Annotated in this window: 15 protein-coding genes; 10 read left to right on the top strand and 5 right to left on the bottom strand. The window is 70.5% G+C overall.

What is annotated here, in order from left to right; translation table 11 throughout:
- Positions 1-30: 30 nt before the first annotated feature.
- The 5 genes from OWM54_RS07850 to OWM54_RS07870 form a co-directional block, all read right to left on the bottom strand.
- Positions 31-2685: an SBBP repeat-containing protein gene (locus OWM54_RS07850; RefSeq protein WP_267697085.1), complete on the bottom strand. Its 2655-nt coding sequence runs from the start codon at positions 2683-2685 to the stop codon at positions 31-33.
- A 286-nt stretch (positions 2686-2971) separates the two neighbouring features.
- On the bottom strand, positions 2972-3922 hold the full coding sequence (locus tag OWM54_RS07855) for a hypothetical protein (RefSeq protein ID WP_267697086.1): 951 nt from the start codon (positions 3920-3922) through the stop codon (positions 2972-2974).
- A gap of 127 nt (positions 3923-4049) precedes the next feature.
- Positions 4050-6515 carry an ABC transporter permease gene (locus OWM54_RS07860; protein WP_267697087.1) on the bottom strand — a complete coding sequence of 822 codons (2466 nt, stop codon included), beginning with the start codon at positions 6513-6515 and terminating at the stop codon, positions 4050-4052.
- 130 nt (positions 6516-6645) lie between these two features.
- Positions 6646-7857, bottom strand: coding sequence for an erythromycin esterase family protein (locus tag OWM54_RS07865; RefSeq protein ID WP_267697088.1), 1212 nt, complete (start codon positions 7855-7857; stop codon positions 6646-6648).
- Positions 7858-8005: 148 nt separating this feature from the next.
- Positions 8006-9844 carry a bifunctional metallophosphatase/5'-nucleotidase gene (locus OWM54_RS07870; protein ID WP_267697089.1) on the bottom strand — a complete coding sequence of 613 codons (1839 nt, stop codon included), beginning with the start codon at positions 9842-9844 and terminating at the stop codon, positions 8006-8008.
- A gap of 558 nt (positions 9845-10402) precedes the next feature.
- Here OWM54_RS07870 and OWM54_RS07875 point away from each other — a divergent pair.
- Genes OWM54_RS07875 through OWM54_RS07920 form a run of 10 tightly spaced genes read left to right on the top strand, consistent with a single transcriptional unit; the run spans position 10403 to position 18341 of the window.
- Positions 10403-11269 carry an HpcH/HpaI aldolase/citrate lyase family protein gene (locus tag OWM54_RS07875; protein WP_223748902.1) on the top strand — a complete coding sequence of 289 codons (867 nt, stop codon included), beginning with the start codon at positions 10403-10405 and terminating at the stop codon, positions 11267-11269.
- 31 nt (positions 11270-11300) lie between these two features.
- Positions 11301-12533, top strand: a complete 1233-nt coding sequence (locus OWM54_RS07880; protein ID WP_223785277.1) for an aminotransferase class I/II-fold pyridoxal phosphate-dependent enzyme — start codon at positions 11301-11303, stop codon at positions 12531-12533.
- A 30-nt stretch (positions 12534-12563) separates the two neighbouring features.
- Entirely contained in the window at positions 12564-13094 is a 531-nt protein-coding gene (locus tag OWM54_RS07885) for a MaoC family dehydratase (protein WP_267697090.1), read from the top strand.
- A 4-nt stretch (positions 13095-13098) separates the two neighbouring features.
- Complete coding sequence (locus OWM54_RS07890) at positions 13099-14097, top strand: NAD(P)H-quinone oxidoreductase (RefSeq protein ID WP_267697091.1); 999 nt, start codon at positions 13099-13101, stop codon at positions 14095-14097.
- On the top strand, positions 14090-14362 hold the full coding sequence (locus tag OWM54_RS07895) for an acyl carrier protein (protein WP_046712357.1): 273 nt from the start codon (positions 14090-14092) through the stop codon (positions 14360-14362). The genes OWM54_RS07890 and OWM54_RS07895 overlap by 8 nt, the downstream gene beginning before the upstream one ends.
- Complete coding sequence (locus OWM54_RS07900; protein ID WP_267697092.1) at positions 14359-15753, top strand: aminotransferase class III-fold pyridoxal phosphate-dependent enzyme; 1395 nt, start codon at positions 14359-14361, stop codon at positions 15751-15753. The genes OWM54_RS07895 and OWM54_RS07900 overlap by 4 nt, the downstream gene beginning before the upstream one ends.
- The gene (locus OWM54_RS07905) at positions 15750-16187 is read left to right on the top strand and encodes an acyl-CoA thioesterase (protein WP_223748896.1); all 438 of its coding nucleotides are present in this window, start codon (positions 15750-15752) and stop codon (positions 16185-16187) included. Before OWM54_RS07900 ends, OWM54_RS07905 begins: the two co-directional genes overlap by 4 nt.
- Positions 16136-16666 carry a 3-hydroxyacyl-ACP dehydratase FabZ family protein gene (locus tag OWM54_RS07910; protein WP_223748895.1) on the top strand — a complete coding sequence of 177 codons (531 nt, stop codon included), beginning with the start codon at positions 16136-16138 and terminating at the stop codon, positions 16664-16666. Before OWM54_RS07905 ends, OWM54_RS07910 begins: the two co-directional genes overlap by 52 nt.
- The gene (locus OWM54_RS07915; RefSeq protein WP_267697093.1) at positions 16660-17781 is read left to right on the top strand and encodes a beta-ketoacyl-[acyl-carrier-protein] synthase family protein; all 1122 of its coding nucleotides are present in this window, start codon (positions 16660-16662) and stop codon (positions 17779-17781) included. Before OWM54_RS07910 ends, OWM54_RS07915 begins: the two co-directional genes overlap by 7 nt.
- Positions 17778-18341, top strand: coding sequence for a coronafacic acid synthetase (locus OWM54_RS07920; protein WP_267697094.1), 564 nt, complete (start codon positions 17778-17780; stop codon positions 18339-18341). Before OWM54_RS07915 ends, OWM54_RS07920 begins: the two co-directional genes overlap by 4 nt.
- The last annotated feature ends 4 nt before the right edge of the window (positions 18342-18345 follow it).

Raw genomic sequence — 18345 nt, forward strand, 5'->3', positions numbered from 1 at the left:
GCGTCCGGAGGAGGCGTCGGGAACAGGCCGCTACTCCTGGGCGAGCTCCACGTTGTCGATTCCCCAGGAAGGAGCCGCCAGCAGCGGGTGGGCGACCCCGTTGTTCCAGCGGGAGAAGGTCAACACGATGGGGGTTGTCCCGCTCGTGTCGAACCGCCACTTGAACCGGTAGGTGGAGTCCCCGTCCTGGTAGCCCAGCGTGTTGTTGGCGATGGAGCCGGTGCGGGCCGCGCTGCCGACCCGCGGGTAGGACTGGGTGCTCGTCGTGTTGGAGAAGGTTCCGCCCACCAGGGCGGACCCCTGTTGCAGGTACCAGGTGTTCGTCCCCGGAGCGCTGTCACCCGTCCAGGCATCGAGGATGTACAGGTCGAAGCTGAGTGAGACGACGCCGGGCCTGCCCGTGGCCGGCAGCGTCAGACGGACCGCCTCCGTGGTGAACGGGCCGAGGAAGGCCTGCGCACCATTGGGGGACCTGGAGATGAGGTTCGTGTTCCACTCCTGGCCCACCGCGGCGCCGAAGTTGGCGAAGTACAGCCGGGTCCCCGCGGGCACGGGGGCCGGCGCCTGGGGGCCGCGCTGGGCCTGGACCTGGGCCTGCACCCGGGCCGTGGACGCGATGAAGCCCGTGTCCTGCGTCACCGCGACGTCCACGGTGCAGCTGTCGAGGAAGACGCCCGTCTGGACGCCCCCCGCGAGGCACCGGTTGCGCGCCGCGTCCCGCTCCGTCGCGGGCAGGTCCGCGACCGTGGCGGGCGCCGCCGGGAAGTCCGGGATGGTGAAGGTCGCCGTGCTCTGCCCGGAGGCGTAGTCGAAGAGGGACTCCGCCTGGGAGATGCGCCAGCTCGCCGCGAAGCTGGTCGGCCCCACGTAGAGCTCGGTGAAAGACAGCGTCGGCGTCAGCTGGGTGCCGTTGCGCAGCGCGTACTCGTTCGTCGTGACGCCGTCGTAGTTGCCCAGCAGGCCGCGAATCCGGCCGCGCCGCGTCGGCTTCAGGGCGAAGTTGAAGTCCATGTACGTGCCGTTGAGCCTGACGAGCGCCTTGTCCCCGCCCGGGTAGGACAGCACGTAGGACGCGGCGTCCGGACGCAGGACGCGTCCGCCGCCCGCCACGGGAATGGTGTCCCCCACGGGGACGGAGGTCAGCACGCCGTCGACGCGCAGCTCGTGCCCGCTGGTCGTCAGGTAGAGGCCCACCCGGCTCGCGCCCAGCCGCGTCGCCACCGCCGTCATCACCGTCACCCGGTTGTTGTTCACCCACGGCTGCATGCGCGCCTGCGCGACCAGGGGCGCGTTGGTGTCCGTGCTCTCCACGAAGATGAACTCACCGGCGCCCTGGAAGTCGTAGTTGCGGTTGTCGAAGGTGACCAGGTGCGGGTCCCCCCAGCCGTAGCCGATACCGCACTGGCCCGGGGTGTTGATCTGACAGCCATCCTCGTAGCGGAACACCACGTAGTCATCGCCGCCGGCGTTCGGCAGCGGGGAGCTGGCGAACTCGCCCTGGGTGGCGCCCGTGACGTAGACGCTGTCATTGATGTCCGCGGCCACGCCGTTGCCGATGTCATCCTGCATCGCGGGGTCGTTCATGTTGGTGGAGCCGAACTGACGCGTGAGCAGCAGTCCACCTCCCGAGTCGTACTTCTGCATGAAGAAGTCGTGCGAGGAGTTGGGCAGGTTGGTGACGAAGTCGTAGTTGCTGCGCCCCGTGATGTAGACGTTCGCGCCGCCGTCGGAGGCGATGCCGAGGGCCAGCTCACTGCCGGGCGTTCCGAACTGACGGGACCACACGCGGTTCCCGGCGCCATCGAACTTCACGACGATGGCATCCTGGCCCCCCTGGTGGGTCTGCAGGTCGAAGGCCGCGTCCGTGTAGCCCACCACGTAGACGTTGATGGCGCCGCTCGCGAGCCGCGACGTGGCGACACCGTAGATGGACTCCGACCCCGTCGTTCCCATCTGCTTTCGCCACTGCTGGACGCCCGCGCTGTTGTATTTCACGATGAACAGGTCCGTGGAGCCGGCATGGGTCGCGCCGAACGAGCCCGTCGTGGAGCCGACGACATAGACATCGTTGTTCGCGTCCGCGGCCACGCCCCGAACCACCTCGGACTGTGGCGAGCCGAACTGGCGGACCCAGAGCAGGTTGCCAGCGGAGTCGTACTTGGCCAGGAACCCATCCTGGCCGCCAGCACTGGTATTGAGCGGCAGCGTGCCCGCCGTGTGCCCCGCCATGTAGATGGAGCCCGCGGGGTCCGTGGCCACCCCCTGGGCCTGGTCCAGCGCCGGGGTGCCGAGCTGACGCACCCACTGGAGGGCTCCGTTGGCTGGATTCACCCGGGCCAGGAAGGCGTCCTGCACGCCCTGGAATCCCCCACCCCAGCCTCCCGTGGTGTAACCGGTGACGTAGACCTGCGGCGTGGCTGGCACGGTGTACGTGGCGATGCCCGTCCCCACTTCCAGGGAGGTCGTGCCGAGCATCACGGACCAGACCTTGGTGCCGTTGGCCAGGTGCTTGGTGACGACGACGTCGGAGCCTCCCACGGGAAGACTCGAATCGAATGACCCCGTCGATTCGCCCGTGGAGTAGACGCCCTCGGCGGTCGCCGCCACCGCGCGCCCCCGGTCCGCGTTCGCGGTGCCTCGGTGCCAAATCCAAGCCGGGACCTGCGCCATCGCGGGCAATGCCACGAAGGCACACGCTCCTAGAATCCATGCACGCATCTGAACCCCCCACAATGAAAGACAGCAAGGTCGTCAGACCTCACGTCCCGCAATAGCAACTCGCGACGCCCGCAGCATTTCGCGATGCGCAATCCGAAACATCGATACAGGTTCGACACCCCCTCGAACCACGTCTTCGGGCGTCACACCTCGCGATGTCTTTTTTGTCCCTGCGGGGAAGCCCTGACCTCCAGCCTCCGCGAGCACGGCGCGGGTGAAGAGTTCTCGTGGGGAGCGCTCTTCACGTCACACGTCAGTCACCCTGTCCCGACACCGTGACGAGCTTCGTCAGGAGGACCTGGAGGTTCTGGTGGATGAGGCGCACGGCGGCCTGGAGCTCACCGAGCATGTTCGCCCGCGTCTGGAGGGCGTCCAGCGTGTAGCGCCCGCCCCGGCCGAAGTACGGCGCGTCGCCGCCCGTCTCCTCCACGTACCCGGACGCAATCCACCGCGCGCGGACGTTGTGGCGGATGGCGTGGCGCTGCGCGTTGCTGAAGTCCTTGTGGCTCAGGACGAACCAGAGGGACGCGGGGAAGTCCGCGGAGCGCGCGGGTTGTCGCCAGATGTCCGCGAGCAGGTTCCTGGGGTGCTCGAAGTCCAGCGAGGGGGACGAGAAGAGCGCCGCGAGCCCCAGCCCCGCGCCCACCGCGCCGCCGGTGATGTCGATGATGTCGTTGGCGCGGTCATCGTTCGAGATGGCGGTGACGGTGGTGGTCAGCGCGCCCACGACGATGGAGGACACGGTGAGCAGCGTCTGCCGCCGCGTCTCCTTCGCATCCAGGAGCCTCGCCATCTGCGCCGTGCGCCGCGCCTCGCACTCCAGCTCCGCCGACACGCTGGAGAGCGTCGTCGAGAACAGGAGCAGCCGCAGCTCGATGTCCCTCAACAGCGCGTCGCGCTGGGCCCGGGTGTCGGTCCCCGGCGCCAGCCGCGCCAGCGTCTCCAGGGGCACGAGCACTCCGGCCGCGTGCGCCAGCAGCAGGTCCTGGCGGGTGAAGCGAGCCTGGAGCTCGGGGGACTCCGGGAGGGGCGCCTCCACGTCGAGTCGCCCGGCGGAGTCGTCACGCGGGGACTGCGCGGGGACGCAGTAGTCCGGCTCCGCGCGCTGACGCGCCAGCCCACGCGACGAGGTGGCACAGCCGGACGACACGAGCGCGAGCCCGAGGGCCAGCGCGAACCGGAGGACGAGGAGGCGTGGGAGCACCCGTCCTCGCTACGTCGTCCGAGGAGGCAAGGGCCAGCGGATGGCTCTGGCCTATCTCACACGCGACAGCGCCTGGTCCCGGTGCGGGCCAGGCGCGTCATCCGGTGGACGGCGGCAGCGGCTGGCCTCACGCCTCCGAGCGGAGCACCGTCATCGGGTCCACGCGGGAGGCGCGTCGGGCCGGCAGCCAGCTCGCGAGCAGGGCCACGCCCAGCAGGAGGACCACCACGCCCACGATGACCCACGGCTCGGTGGGGCTCACGCCGTACACCATGCCCTGGAGCACCTGCCCCAGCCCCAACGCCGCCACCACCCCGAGCGCCACGCCGAGCCCCGCGAGCACCACCGCCTGCCGGAGCACCAGTCGCAGCACGTCCCCGGCCGTCGCCCCCAGCGCGAAGCGGATGCCGAACTCCCGCGTGCGCTGCGCCACCGCGTAGGACACCACGGCCCCGAGCCCCGCCACCGAGAGCAGCAGCGCCACCGCGCCGAAGGCCCCCAGCAGCAGCAGGCTGAAGCGCCGCGAAGCCAGCGAGCCCGTGAGCAGGCTCTCCACCGTGCTCAGGCGCGAGGGCAGCTCCGGAGCGAGCTCGCGCAACACCGGCCCCGCCGCGCTCACCAAGGCCTTGGAGCCGATGGAGCCATGCACCGCGACATGGAAGCGGGAGAAGGCCCGCACCCGCTGCCGCGAGCAGCCGTAGAACGTGGGCTTCGGCGCCTCGTCCAGCCCCCGCTCCCGCACGTCGGCCACGACGCCGACGATGGTGAAGGCCCGCAGGTCCCCATCCATGTTGCCGAACTGGATGAGCTTGCCCAGCGGATCCTCGTCGGGCCACCGCGCCTTCGCGAGCGACTCGCTGATGAGCGCCACGTGCGGCGACTCCATCGTGTCGTTCGCGTCGAACAGGCGCCCGCGCACCAGCGGGATGTCCATCGCGTGGAAGTAGCCCTCGCTCGCCACGCGGTACTCGGCCGCGCCCGTGCGCTCGGGCTCGTGCGCCAGCCGCCCGAAGTCGTCGAAGTTCTTCACCTCGTCGGGACGATTGAGCACCAGGAAGGTGCCGTCACCGCCCGAGCCGCCCTCGAGCGGGAAGACATTCACCGCCCCCACCGCGCGCACGCCGGGCAGCGCGCCCAGCCTCGACAGCAGCGCATCCTGAAGCTGGATGTTGTCCCTCGCCTGCGGCGCGTCCTTGTCCTTGACCGGAGGCAGCACCAGGCTCAGCACCGCCACATCCTCGGTGCGGTAGCCCGGGTCCAGCGACAGCAGGCCCAGCATGCTGCGCCCCAAGAGCGCCGCGCCCACCAGCAGGACCAGCGCGAGCGCGAGCTGCCCCACCACCAGGGCACGCCGCGCCTGGTCCGCGCTCCCTCCGCCCGTCTGTGTGCGCCCCGCCTGCGTCAACGTGGCCCACGGGCTCTGGCGCCCCGAGCGCAGCGCCGTCACCAGCCCCAGCCCCACCGCGAGCACCAGCGACAACCCCAGCGCGAACAGGAGCGCCGTGGCGTTCACGTCCACCTCCGCCACGCGCGGCAGGTGGCCCGGCTCGAGCGCGAGCAACACATGCACGCTCCAGGTGGCGAACAAGGCGCCGAGCGCCCCACCCGCCAGCGACAACACGAGCGACTCCGCGATGAAGCGCCGCACCAGGGCCCCCGGCCCCGCGCCCAGCGCCACATGCACCGCCAGCTCGCGCCCCCGCGACGCCGCCCGCGCGAGCAGCAGGTTGGTGACGTTGGCCCCCGCCACCAGCAGCAGGAAGGCCGCGGCGCCCAGCAACAGGTAGAGCGTGGGGCGGACGGGGCCCACCAGGCTCTCGCGCAGGGACATCACGGCGACGTCGCGCATGTTGGTCTCCTGACCATGAAGCCCGACGAGCTCGCGCGCGATGCCGGTCAGCTCCGCCCGCGCGGCCTCCAGGTTCACGCCATCCGCCAGCCGCCCCACCACGCGCCAGTTGTGTGCGGTCCGGCTCGTCAGCCGCCGCTCCAGCTCACGGGGAATCCACAACTGGGTGCCCGCCGGGTAGTCGAAGGACTCGGGCATCACGCCGACCACGGTGTAGGCGCGGCCCTCGAAGGTGAGCGTCCGGTCCATGGGCAGTGGCCGCGCGCCCAGGTAGCGCTTCCAGAAGCCGTGGCTCACCACCACCGCCGGAGCGCCTCCCTCCTGCTGCTCGTCCGCGGCGAACAGGCGCCCCTGGGCGGACGGCACGCCAAAGGCGGGGAAGAACCCGCGCGAGACCCACGACAGCGCGGCGAAGGTGGGCTCGTCCGTGCCCGTGACGGCGACGCTGGCCGGCCCCGAGACCTGCGCCAGCGACTCGACGGTGCGGCTCCGGGCCTGCACGTCCTCGAAGTTGGGGTCCGAGAACCGCATCGTCTGGCCCTTCACCCCGAGCTGGGAGAGCTCCACGAGCCGCTCGGAGTCCGGATAGGGCAAGGGGCGCAGCAGGACGCCCTCCACCACGCTGAAGAGCGCGGTGCTCGCGCCGATGCCCACCGCGAGCAACAGGATGCACCCCAGCGTGAAGCCTGGGCTGCGTCGCAGCGCGCGCAGCGTCTGCCGCAGGCCACTGAGAAGGATGTCCACGCAAGAAACCTCCGGGCACCTCGGTAGGCGCCTCGATGGGCGCCTACGAAGGCGGTGGCCGACGATTGCGTCGCGGAGGCCCGTTATCGACAGCGGCACACCGTCCGTGCGCGGCGGCTGTCGCCCGCCCTCACTCCGCGCGCGCCGAGGACGGCAAAGCCCGCGGACGCGGTGGTGATTCTTCGCGGAAGACGAGCAATCCGTCGATGACCGTGGCCCAGGGAGCCATCATCCAGCGGTAGTTCACGGCGCGGGCCACCCTCGTCCCATTTTCGCGAAGCTGGTGGGCGTCCACGTACCGGCTGTCCGCGGAGGGGCTCGACAGGGCCCAGGCCTCCAGGGAGTCGGCGCGGGCGGGCTCGAGGTCGTACGTGCGGGGCGTGCTGGCGAGCGAGTACTTCCCCTGGAGCGCGGAGAAGCCCAGCACGAAGGCCTGCTCGCCGAACCTCGCCCGCACGTGGGAGCCGAAGGGCACCGGAGGCCCACCGCCATCGTCCATGTGCTTGAGGTCCTTGGCCGCGTGCACCGTGGCGAGCCAGACGATGGCCTTGCGCGGACCGGGTGAGCGAGACAGGTGCCATTGCAGGTTCGCGAACATGGACTGGTCGCGGTCGTTGAAGGTGCTCCAGTCCGTGGGGCTGCCCTCGGGAGGAGGAGGACGGGACATCACGGCCACCTGACGCGCGAAGAAGCGCTCCAGGTTTCGCGCCATCCATCCGTGGCTCCGGGAGGTCGAGGCCCCCGCCGCCAGCTCCGCCCAACAGCCCTGGATGCGCGCCGCGCTCGCCGCCGTGAAGCGATGCGCGTCGTCGTATCGCCAGGACAGGTAGCGCTCGATCTCCTCGCCGCACTCGGCCCGCCGCGAGTCCGCCAGCGCGGGGAGGAGCTCGGGAGCCATCTCCCGCTGTGCGTAGGTGCCCCGGTTGACCTGGTCGTCGATGCCCCCCGCGACGACGGCTCCCTCGCGGAGCCACCGCGTCAGCAGCGGAATCAAGGGCGCCACCTCCTCGTTGGCCCACATGCCCCCCACCGCGTCCGAGACCATGTCCTCGGTGATGGGCTGGCCCGCGTCCAGCCGCTCCTGGATGCGCAGGAAGTCATAGACGCCCGCCTCGATGAAGAAGGCGTCGTACTGACACTCCTCCACCAGCCTGCGGGTCAGCTCCACCTTGACGTCGAGCGTCCTGGCGCTCCCGTGGTGGGAGTCCTCTCCGAGCAGCGCCACGCGCTTGTCGCAGAGGTCCCGGACGACGCGGTCGACCTCCGTGGCGCCAGGTCCCTCCGCGCGCCTGGAGGGCGTGGCACAGCCTGCGAGCAGCAACAGGAACAGGACGCTTCTCATGGTCGTGGGCCCTCCGGGGCATCGCGTCACGGACGCGCCCTGCCTCAACGAACGTCCCACCCCGAATCCCTCACCCCCACGCGCGGGGGGACGAGCGCGCCCAGGCCGCGCGCCCCTCCCCCAGGACTCCGACGTCAGCGCCCCGGCTTCAGGGCCCGCACTTCGCGGGGCCGAGCGTGGCCGCGAAGTAGCGCGTGTACAGGTCCGGCGCGAGCGTGAAGTTGCAGGTGTTCACCCGGTCCGGGGACAGCCCCTGGTTCGCCTGCATGTAGCGGGCGACGTAGTCACGCACGCCGTCGGCGGAGGTCCACAGCACCTTGCCCTCCTTGAACATGGAGTACCCGCCGCCGCCGCCCGCGCGGTAGTTGTTGATGGCGACGACGAAGACCTGGTCGTCCCGGACCTCCGCGCCCTCGAAGCGCAGGTGCGTGAGCCGGGAGCCCGCGGGCTTCGTCAGGTCGTAGCCGTACTCGATGCGCGAGTAGAGGTCCCAGTTGTAGTCGGCCACCACCGGGGAGCTGGCCTTGGCGCCCTCGGGCCGCTCGGGCAGGTTGGCCGCGTCGAGCCTCGCGAAGTAGAGCGTGTTCATCTCCAGCGCGCGCCGGAGGATGGAGCCGTTGATTTCCATCACATACAGCGTGTTGTCGTAGATGTAGATGCTGTACGCGTCGCGCAGGGTGACGTCGCCGGCCGGCAGCGCGCCGTCGTTGGTGAAGATGGCCGCCAGGGAGAAGTCCACGTCGAAGCCCGCCTCGCGCGCGGCCTCCTCCTGGACGATGTTGATGAGGTCCCCCAGCGGGCTGTCCACGTAGCGCGCGGCGAAGCCTCCCGGGAACGCCGCCGTCGTCGAGCCGATCTTCTGGTTCACATACGTCACCGTGGTGTCGTGGTAGCTCTGCGCCAGCTGCGTCACGGCGGCGTCCGCCGCGACCTTCTCGTCCACGACATGGAGCCGGGAGTCGTGGGTGTCCACGCCCCACCGCTCGCCGCGCCAGGTGACCTGGAGCTCCACGTCCGCCAGGTGGCTGCCCCAGCGGTTGGGCTGGGTGAGGAGCACCTCGCGGCCCTCCGGGTTCTTCAGCAGCATCTTCGGGATGGGCTGGTGCGTGTGGCCGGTGAGGAGCACGTCGATGCCGGACACCCCCTGGGCAATCTGCACGGCCGGGTTCTCTCCGGGCAGGTTGCCCCGGTCCGCCCACTTCGACTCGTCCGCGTAGTCCGCGAGCCACGAGTCGGGGTTGCTCGCGCTGCCGGTGGGCTGCTTGTCGGGGCCACCGTGGATGGCCACCACGATGACGTCCGCGCCCGCCTCCCGCATCCTCGGCACATAGGCGCGCGCCGTCTCCACCGGGTCGTCGAAGCGCAGGCCGGGGATGTTCTCCGCGCGCTCCCACGTCGCCACGCCCGGCGTCACGAGGCCGAGGATGCCGACCTTCACGTCGCAGACCTCCGTGAGCACATAGGGCTGGAAGGCCTCGGTGCCGTCCGCGCTCTTGCGCACGTTGGCGCCGAGCACAGGGAAGTCGACCTCGCTCTTGAACTTGTCGAGGACGCCCAGGCCATAGTTGAACTCGTGGTTGCCCACGGCCATGGCCACGTACCCCAGCTCGTTCATCGCGACGGCCATGGGGTGGCGGGGCGAGTTGTCCACCAGCCCGTAGTAGGTGCCCAGCGGCGTGCCCTGGATGGTGTCGCCGGTGTCGACCAGCAGCGTGCAGTCCGGGTTCGCTTCTCTCGCCTGCTTGATGAGCGTGGCCACCTTGGCGAGGCCGCGCTTCGCATCGGGCTTCCCGCTGAAATAGTCCCACGGGAAGATGTTGGTGTGCAGGTCGCTCGTCTGCAGCAGCGTCAGCTTGCGCGGCGAGGTGTCGGGGGGCGTGGGCCGGGGCGGCTTGTCATCGGAATCACACGCGGTGAGGAACGAGCAGACACCCACGAGACACAGAGAAGCGGCGCGCAACGCGCGCAGCGGAACGAGAAGACGCATCAGGAGACCTCGTTCAACGAGTCGTGCCAGGCGGATTGCCTGACGCGGGGCACCCTAGCGTCCTACTCTGACGTCTCCGGAAGGTCTTGTCGTGAGGGCTTCAACACCGCCTTGCCCTGGTAGTTCACGCGCCACGGGGTCCCCAGCCCGGGACGCCCTGCTCTCGGAGCTCAAGTAGCGCCACCCGGCCATCACGGGCCACGAAGACGCTCCCCTGTGCGAGCGCCTCCATCCGATGACATGGCGTGTCACCCATTCACGGTGAATCGGGCGCCGTTTCATACGGGTTACCCGCCCCTGGGTCCTGACAACTCCAGTCTCAATCCAGTCTCACAAAAACATGGCAGCACGTGGATACACCTATTCACATGCAGAAAGACATATCAAGACATAGCACGAGCCACCCCTGCAACTGCTTGCAGATTTTCTTGACGCCTCCCGGGCAACGAGAGTACCCAGACAGGCATTGATTCATCGCGCCTCGAGCGGGCCGCCTGGAGTCTCACGGGCGGCGACGTGACGGGTGCGAGCAGGGCAGGCCCACCTCCGGAGGCGACCATGAAGTTCACCCGGTATTGCCGCTCCATCCTGTTCACTCCCGCGCTCGTCGTGGACCGCTTCGCCCGGGGACAGCAATCCGGCGCGGACATCAGCCTGGTGGACCTGGAGGACTCGGTCGCCGCCAGCCACAAGGACACGGCCCGTCAGCAGGCGGAGGAGTTCTTCTCCGCGCCCAAGGGTCCCAGCCGCCGCGCCATCCGCATCAACACCGTCACCCGGCCGGAGGGGCTGAAGGACCTGCTCGCGCTGCGCCACTACGCCGTCAAACCGGACGCCGTGCTGGTGCCCAAGGTGGAGTCACCGCGGGACCTCGAAATCGTCGAGCAGGTGCTCGGCGCCAGCTGCTCGCAGGTGGACCTGCTCGCCCTGGTGGAGACGCCGCGCGGCGTGGAGAACGTGCACGCCATCGCCTGCGCGACGCCCCGCCTCAAGGCCCTGGTGTTCGGCTCCGCGGACTACTCCTTCAGCATCGGCGCGTCGCTGGCCTGGGAGCCTCTGTACTACGCGCGCTCCCGGCTCGTCGCCGCCGCGCGCGCCGCCAACGTGCAGGTGGTCGACTCGCCGCTGTTCGACATGTCCGACGTGGAGGGGCTGCGCCGCGAGTGCCAGCTCGCCCGGAGCCTGGGCTTCAGCGGCAAGGCCGCCGTCCACCCGCGCCAGGTGGAGGTCATCAACCAGGCCTTCTCCCCGGACGAGCACACGCTGCGCAAGGCGCGGACCATCGTCCAGGAGAGCCAGGCCCGCGACTTCAACATCTGCGTGGTGGAGGGGACCATGATGGGTGCCCCGTTCGTCGAGGCGGCGAAGCGCACGCTCGAGGAGTTCGGCCCCCGCGAGGCCGACACCCCGTCGCGCTCCCTCTGACACCCCACCCCATCCCCAAGGAGGAATCCACATGGAAACCAGCAGCGAGCAGAGCGTCCTGGGTCCCCGCCGCTATCGCAACAACGAGAAGCTCATCGCCGTGGGGGACCGGGGCTGGCAGCACGCCAAGGACAACGGGCTCATCGGCATCAAGGTGGACTTCGAGTCGAACAACCGCCTCGTCGACACCACGTCGGGCCACGAGTTCATGACGCTCTGCTCATGCTCGTACCTGGGCCTCAACCACCACCCGAAGATCCTCCAGGGCGCCATCGACGCGCTCCAGGAGGCGGGCACCAACAGCCTGGCCATGTCCACGCTGCGCATCCGCCTGAAGCTGATGGCGCGGCTGGAGGAGGAGCTGCGCGAGCTGTACGGCTGCCCCACCCTGCCCGGCGTCACCTGCAGCGCCCTGACGGCGGGCATCCTCCCGCTGCTCGCCTCCGGCCACCTCACCGACGACGGCCAGCCGCGCGTCATGGTGTTCGACCGCTACTGTCACTTCTCCATGGCCTACATCAAGCCCATCTGCGGCGATGAGAGCCTGGTGCTGACCAGTCCGCACAACGACCTCAACTACCTGGAGGACGTCTGCAAGAAGTACCCGCGCGTGGCCTACGTCGCCGACGGCGCCTACTCCATGGGCGGCCTCATCGCGCTGGAGGGGCTGCTCCAGCTCCAGGAGCGCTACGGCCTGTTCCTCTACATCGATGACTCGCACTCGCTGGCGCTGACGGGCGAGCGCGGCGAGGGCTACGTGCGCTCGCGGCTGAAGATGAATCCCCTGACGATGGTGGTCGCCTCGCTGGCCAAGGCCTTCGGCAGCTCCGGCGGCATCGCCATGCTGGGCAGCGAGAAGAGCTTCGACTTCCTCTACCGGAACGCGGGGCCGCTGGCCTGGTCGCAGAACCTCCAGATGCCGTCGGTGGGCGCGTCGCTCGCCAGCATCGCGCTGCACCGCACGCCGGAGCTGCGTGAGCTGCAGGGGCGGCTCGCGCGCAACATCCAGCTCTTCGACAGCCGCTTCCCCTCTCCCAACGCGGGCAACGGGATGCCCATCCGCCTCATCCAGGTGGGCGAGGAGGAGCGCGCCATCCGGCTGTCCTCGGAGCTGTACCGGCGCGGCTACTACTGCTCGGCGGTGTTCTTCCCCGTCGTCGCCCGGGGCGAGGCGGGGGTGCGCGTGATGATGCGCGCGGACATGAGCGAGGAGCAGGTCCGCGTCTTCTGCGACGACGTGCAGGACATCCTCTCCCGTTTCTAAGACGCGCCCCCGCCGACGAGGAGCCACGCCATGCACGCCAGCGCAATCACCGGTTACAAGCAGCTCGGCCCCCAGCGCTACCGCGAGGTGCTGGGCTTCCACTACGAGGACTTCACCGTGGGGGACGTCTTCGAGCACCGCCCCGGCAGGACGGTGACGGAGGCCGACAACGTGCTGATGAACACGTTGTGCATGAACCCGTCACCGCTGCACCTGGACGCCGCGTACTGCGAGCAGACGGTGTGGGGCCGGCCGCTCATCTCCAGCCTCGTCACCTTCAGCATCGTCTGCGGGATGAGCGTGCGCAGCACCAGCGGCCGCGCGACCGCCAACCTGGGCTGGGACAAGATTCGCCTCACCCGCCCCGTCTTCGCGGGCGACACGCTCTACGCGGAGAGCCGCATCCTCGCCGCGCGGCTGTCCACCCGCCGCGCCGGCGAGGGAATCATCACCTGCGAGACGGTGGGCCTCACCTCCCAGGGCGAGGTGTTCCTCTCCTTCGAGCGCAGCTTCCTGGTCCCCACCCGCGCGCACGCCGTCGAGGAAAGGGCCAGGTACTGACGCCATGCGCGCCGTCGTCTTCGAGGGCCTCGGTGGGCCGGAGGTGGTGAAGCTGCGGGAGGTGCCCCGGCCCGTGCCCACGCGCGAGGCGCTGCTGGTGAAGGTGCACGCCACGGCGCTCAACCGCGCGGACCTGCTCCAGCGCCAGGGCGAGTACCACGTGCCGGAAGGACAGTCCGCCATCCCCGGCGTGGAGGTGGCGGGCACCGTGGAGGCGTGGGGCGAGGACGTGAAGGGCTTCACCCGGGGACAGCGCGTCTTCGGCGTGGTGGAGGGAGGCGGGTTCGCCGACTACTGCCTCTTGGACCAGGGCATGGCGCTGCCCATCCCCGCCGGCTTCGACTTCGCCGAGGCCGCCGCCACCTCCGAGTCCTGCCTCACCGCGAACGAGACGCTCTTCACCCTGGGACAGCTCCGGCGGGGCCAGGCGGTGCTCATCCACGCGGCCGCCAGCAGCATCGGGACCACCATGGTCCAGATGGCCCGGCACGTGGGCGCGACCACGTACTGCACGGTGGGCACGCCCAGGAAGGTGGAGGCCGTGCGCGCGCTGGGCGCCGACGCGGTGTTCGATTACCGGGAGCAGGACTTCGTCCAGGAGGTGCTCCGGCTGACGGGAGGCGAGGGCGTCCCGCTGGTGATGGACTTCATCGGCGGCGCGTACCTGGAGCGCAACCTGGGCGTGCTGGCGCACGAGGGGTGTCTGGTCCTGGTGGGGCTGCTCGACGGCATGTCCGCGCAGGTGGACCTCCTGCGCATCGTCCAGCGCCGGCTGCGGCTCAAGGGCTCGTCGCTGCGGCTGCGGCCCCTGAAGGAGAAGCGCGAGGTGAACGCGCGCTTCCGGCAGCGGTGGATGGAGGTGCTCGCCATGGGCGGTCTCCGCCCCGTCATCCACGCGCGGCATCCCCTGGAGGACGTGAACGTGGCGCTGGGAGAGATGGAAGCCAACCGCAACATCGGGAAGCTCGTTCTCACATTGGAAAGGAATGACAGCCATGCATGAAGAGCTGACGGCAAGCATCAAGCAGATCCTCATCGACAAGCTGTTCGTGGAGCTGCCCCCGGAGCAGATTGGCGAGGACGACGGCCTGCAGTCCGTCATCGGGCTCGACTCGGTGGGGTTCCTGGAGCTGCGCGTGCTCTGCGAGGACGTGTTCAAGGTCCGCATCACCGACGAGGACTTCAACACCGACAACTTCCGCACGGTGAACCAGCTCGTGTCCCTCATCGTGGGCCTGAAGACCGCGGCCCAGGGAGGTGCGTGGTGAGGGCGCCCGCGCCCGGAGGCAGCCTCGCGCCCGCGGACCTGGAGCGCCTGCGCGCGGGCCAGGCCCTGCAGATGGACCACTATGGCGGCGGGCGCCTGCCCTTCGTCTCCCTCCAGGCCCGAGGGCTCGTCCAGCACATGGTGCCCCTGGAGGGCGAGAGCGCCGGTCAGGTGCTGGAGGTGCTGGACGCGAGCGGCGGCTATGCCAGCGCGTGCCTGGGCGCGGCGCACCCGTGTCTCCAGCCCGCGTTCCGAGAGGGGCTCGAGCGCGGCTATGTCACCGATGAGCTGGGCTCGCTGGAGCGCACGTTGCTCCTGGAGGAGCTGTTCGGCCCCGGCGGGCGCTGGGCGGACCGCTTCCCCGGCCGGGACTACCACGCCAGCGGCCGCAACTCCGGCTCGGAGGGCCTGGAGCTCGCGCTGCGGCTGGTGCTGGAGTCGGGCTTCGACCGGCGGCGGCTGACGGCGAAGGCGGGCCGCGAGGCGCGCAGGACGGTGCTCGCCTTCGAGGGCGCGTGGCATGGCTGGACGGGAGGGCTGGTCCCCCTGCTCAATCGCAGACACTACCGCCTGGGCCTGCCGCTGCCGGGCGCCGAGCCTCCCTTCGGCCTGGACGTGGCCTTCCTCCCCTTTGGCGAGGCGGCGCTCCTGGAGCGGTTCTTCGCCGAGCAGGGCGCCAAGCTGTCCGCGGTCATCGTCGAGCCCATCCAGGGCGACGCGGGCATCCTCGTCCCACCGACGGGATACCTGCGCAGGCTGGCGGCGCTGTGCCGGGAGCACGACGTGCTCCTCGTCGCGGACGAGGTGCTCACCTTCGCGAAGACGGGCCGCTTCTTCGCGATGACCGACGAGCAGGGGCCCATCCCCACCGACGTCACCGTCATCGGCAAGAGCCTGGGCATGGGCGCGGTCTCCACGTCCATGGTCATCGCGCGCCGGGAGCTGACCGTGCGTCCGAGCGGCGCGGTGTCCACCTCCGATTTGCGTCCGCTCACGTGCGCGCTGATGCGCTCAGGCCTGCGCTACCTCGCCGAGGAGCGCCTCATCGAGCGGGCGGGCACGCTGGGCGAAGAGCTCCGCGAGCGGCTGCGGCGCGACGTGGTGGAGGCCTTCCCGGCGCTGTTCCTGGAGGTGCGGGGACAGGGCTACATGAACGGCGTCGAGCTGACCGAGCGGGCCTCGCACGGCCTGTCCCGGCTGCGCCAGTGCCTGCTCGAGGCCGGTGTCTTCGTCGAGTTCATGGCGGGCGCGGGCAGGCGCTCCCACGGGCTGCGCTACCTGTTCCCCGCCATGCGCGTGGCCCCGCCGCTCATCGCGAACGACGAGGACCTGCGCCGCATCGTCGAGCGCATCCGCGAAGGGGCGCGGCGCTTCGTGGAGGCGGGGCCATGAGGCTGGAGTCCCCCGCGTCAACGCCCCGGCGCCACCGGGTGGAGCACGTGGACACCGATGCGTCGGGCGTCGTGCACTTCTCGCGGTACGCGTCGCTGCTGGAGACGGCGGCGCTGGAGGAGCTGGAGCGGCGCGGCTCGGACCTCGTGAAGCTGGAGGGCCAGGGCCTGGATTTGCGCGTGCGCGAGCTGCGCATCCGCTACCGCGAGGCCGCGCGCTTCCAGGACTGGCTGCGGTTGGAGGCCCGCCTGGAGCACGTGGGCCCCGCGAGTCTGAAGCTGGGCGTGGCGGTCTACCGCGAGGGCCCCGCGCCCGAGCCGGTGCTGCTCGCCTCCGGAAGTCTGGACCTGGCTGTCGTCAATCGTGAGAGCGGAGACCCCACATGCCTTCCCCCGAACTTCAGCAGCGCCCTCGAGCGGTCCCCGTCCCCCTGAACAAGGCGGAGCGTCAGCCCAGGCCCCTGGGCTTCACCGCGCTGCGCGAGTGGCTGCGGCACCGCCACCCGATGATCCTGTTGGACCGCATCGTCGACCACGAGCCGGGCAGCTTCCTGGAGGCGCTCGTCTCCATCTCCGGGAACCTGGACTGCATCGCGGGCCACTTCCCCGAGCGCGCCATCTACCCCGGCAGCAACCTCATCCAGGCCTTCGCCCAGGCGGGCATCATCCTCTACCAGATGAGCACCTCGCCCCTGGCCGAGGACGAGCTGACCTTGATCGGCTCGGTGGAGAGCCGCTTCCTGCAGGTCGTCGTGCCCGGGGACCAGGTGGTGCTGCGCGTCCAGGTGAACCGGCTCGCCGGAGGGCTGTTCGTCTACTCGGGCAAGGCGATGGTGGGCACGCGCCGGGTGGCGGCGTTCCGCGCGAGCCTCATCCGCGCCAAGGTCTCCGAGCTGGGCTCGCCGCTATGGTAGCGCCCGTCGCGGTGACAGGGGCCGCGTGGAGCACGGCCCTGGGCCATGGGCTCGACGACGTGTGGCGGCGATTGCTCGCGGGTGAGCACGGCTTCGTCGAGGTGGCCTCTCCGCATCGGCTTCGCAACACGCTGGCCGCGGTCATTCCCTCCCATGGGGAGGGCCCCGCGCCCCGGCTGCGGCGGCTCGCGGTGGAGACGCTCGGTCGCGCGGTGGGCGAGGCCGGGCTGGAGGCGAGCGGAGAGGCGACGCGGTTGGTCCTGGGCACGAGCCTGGGCGCGTGGCTCGACGACGAGGGGGAGTGGACGGCGCCGCTCCACGCCTGGGCGGACGAGGTGGCTCGGGCGGTGGGCGCGCGGGAGCGGCCCGTGAGTCTCTCCACGGCGTGCTCCTCGGGGGCGGACGCCCTCCTCGTCGGGGCGGAGCTCATCCGCTCCGGGGCCGCAGAGGTGTGCGTCTGCGGCGGGGTGGATGTCATGACGCCGAGCAAGCGGCTGGCGCACTCGGCGCTCTCCACCATGTCCCCCACCCGCTCGCGCGCCTTCGACACGCGGCATGACGGCATGCTGCTGGGCGAGGGCGCGGGGTTCCTCGTGCTGGAGTCGCTGGAGCACGCGCGGGCACGCTCGGCTTCGCTGCTCGCGCTCTTCCGGGGAGCGGGCTCGGCCAACGACGCGGCGAGCATGACGTCGCCGGACCCGGCGGCGATGGGGGCGCGGCTGGCGATGGAGCGGGCGCTGCAGGACGCGCGGGTGTCGCCTCGGGACATCGGGGTCATCAACGCGCATGGCTCGGCGACGCCGGCGAACGACCGCGCGGAGGCGGAGGCGTTCCGGGCGCTCTTCGGGACGGGGCCGCGTCCGTGTGTCTTCGCGACGAAGGGGGCCTTCGGACACACGTTGGGGGCCACGGGGGCCATGGAGGCGATTGCCCTCATCCTCGCGCTGCGCGAGGGCGTGGTGCCGCCCATCGTCGGACTGGAGCAGCCGGACGAGGATTTCCCCTGCCCGCTCCCCGTGGGGCGGCCGGTGCGGCACGAGGAGCGGCTCGGCCTGAGCCTCACGCTCGGCTTCGGTGGGTTCGATACCGCGCTCGTCTTCGAGGCGTCGCGATGAACCCGACGACCTCACTGGTGCTCCGTGGCGGCGCGCGGGCCCGCGGTGGCGGGGCGAACCCCTACGTGGCGCGGGTGAAGGGTTCCGTGCGCTACGCGGACCCGATGGCGTGGACGCTGGTGCTCGCGGTGGGAGAGGTCCTCGAGTCGCTGGGGGAGGACTTCCGCGCCTCGGCGGACCGGTGCTCGCTCATCCAGGTGGGCCCCGAGGCGCCGCCGGAGGCCATGTCGAGCGCCGCCAGAGAAGCCTTGCGTGGCTTCGCATCGCCCATCCGTTTCCCCGCCGCGCCGCCGAGCGCGCCGACGGGGCTGGCGTGCATCGTCCACGGGATTCGCGGCCCGACGCTGGCATTGACGTTGCCCGTGGCGGAGGGAGCCGGACTCGCGCTGTCTCTCTCCACGGCCTGGCTCACGCGCGGTGTCGTCGATTACGCGCTCATCGCGACGGCGGCCTCGGTGCCCGGCGAGGAGCCCCGCGCAGCATGCGTCGTGCTCTCACGTGGCGAAGGACAGCCCGTGGACCCGGCGCGGCTGGTCCAGTCCCTTCTGGTCTCCAGGTGATGCC

Origin of the sequence: Myxococcus sp. MISCRS1, assembly GCF_026626605.1 — a bacterium.
In the GTDB taxonomy this organism is placed as follows: domain Bacteria; phylum Myxococcota; class Myxococcia; order Myxococcales; family Myxococcaceae; genus Myxococcus; species Myxococcus fulvus.

Excerpts from the sequence above, each read along its gene's own strand:
- OWM54_RS07865 (WP_267697088.1), bottom strand. The coding sequence starts at position 7,857 with ATGAGAAGCGTCCTGTTCCTGTTGCTGCTCGCAGGCTGTGCCACGCCC.
- OWM54_RS07870 (WP_267697089.1), bottom strand. The coding sequence starts at position 9,844 with ATGCGTCTTCTCGTTCCGCTGCGCGCGTTGCGCGCCGCTTCTCTGTGT.
- OWM54_RS07875 (WP_223748902.1), top strand. The coding sequence starts at position 10,403 with ATGAAGTTCACCCGGTATTGCCGCTCCATCCTGTTCACTCCCGCGCTC.
- OWM54_RS07880 (WP_223785277.1), top strand. The coding sequence starts at position 11,301 with ATGGAAACCAGCAGCGAGCAGAGCGTCCTGGGTCCCCGCCGCTATCGC.
- OWM54_RS07885 (WP_267697090.1), top strand. The coding sequence starts at position 12,564 with ATGCACGCCAGCGCAATCACCGGTTACAAGCAGCTCGGCCCCCAGCGC.
- OWM54_RS07890 (WP_267697091.1), top strand. The coding sequence starts at position 13,099 with ATGCGCGCCGTCGTCTTCGAGGGCCTCGGTGGGCCGGAGGTGGTGAAG.
- OWM54_RS07895 (WP_046712357.1), top strand. The coding sequence starts at position 14,090 with ATGCATGAAGAGCTGACGGCAAGCATCAAGCAGATCCTCATCGACAAG.
- OWM54_RS07905 (WP_223748896.1), top strand. The coding sequence starts at position 15,750 with ATGAGGCTGGAGTCCCCCGCGTCAACGCCCCGGCGCCACCGGGTGGAG.
- OWM54_RS07910 (WP_223748895.1), top strand. The coding sequence starts at position 16,136 with ATGCCTTCCCCCGAACTTCAGCAGCGCCCTCGAGCGGTCCCCGTCCCC.
- OWM54_RS07915 (WP_267697093.1), top strand. The coding sequence starts at position 16,660 with ATGGTAGCGCCCGTCGCGGTGACAGGGGCCGCGTGGAGCACGGCCCTG.
- OWM54_RS07920 (WP_267697094.1), top strand. The coding sequence starts at position 17,778 with ATGAACCCGACGACCTCACTGGTGCTCCGTGGCGGCGCGCGGGCCCGC.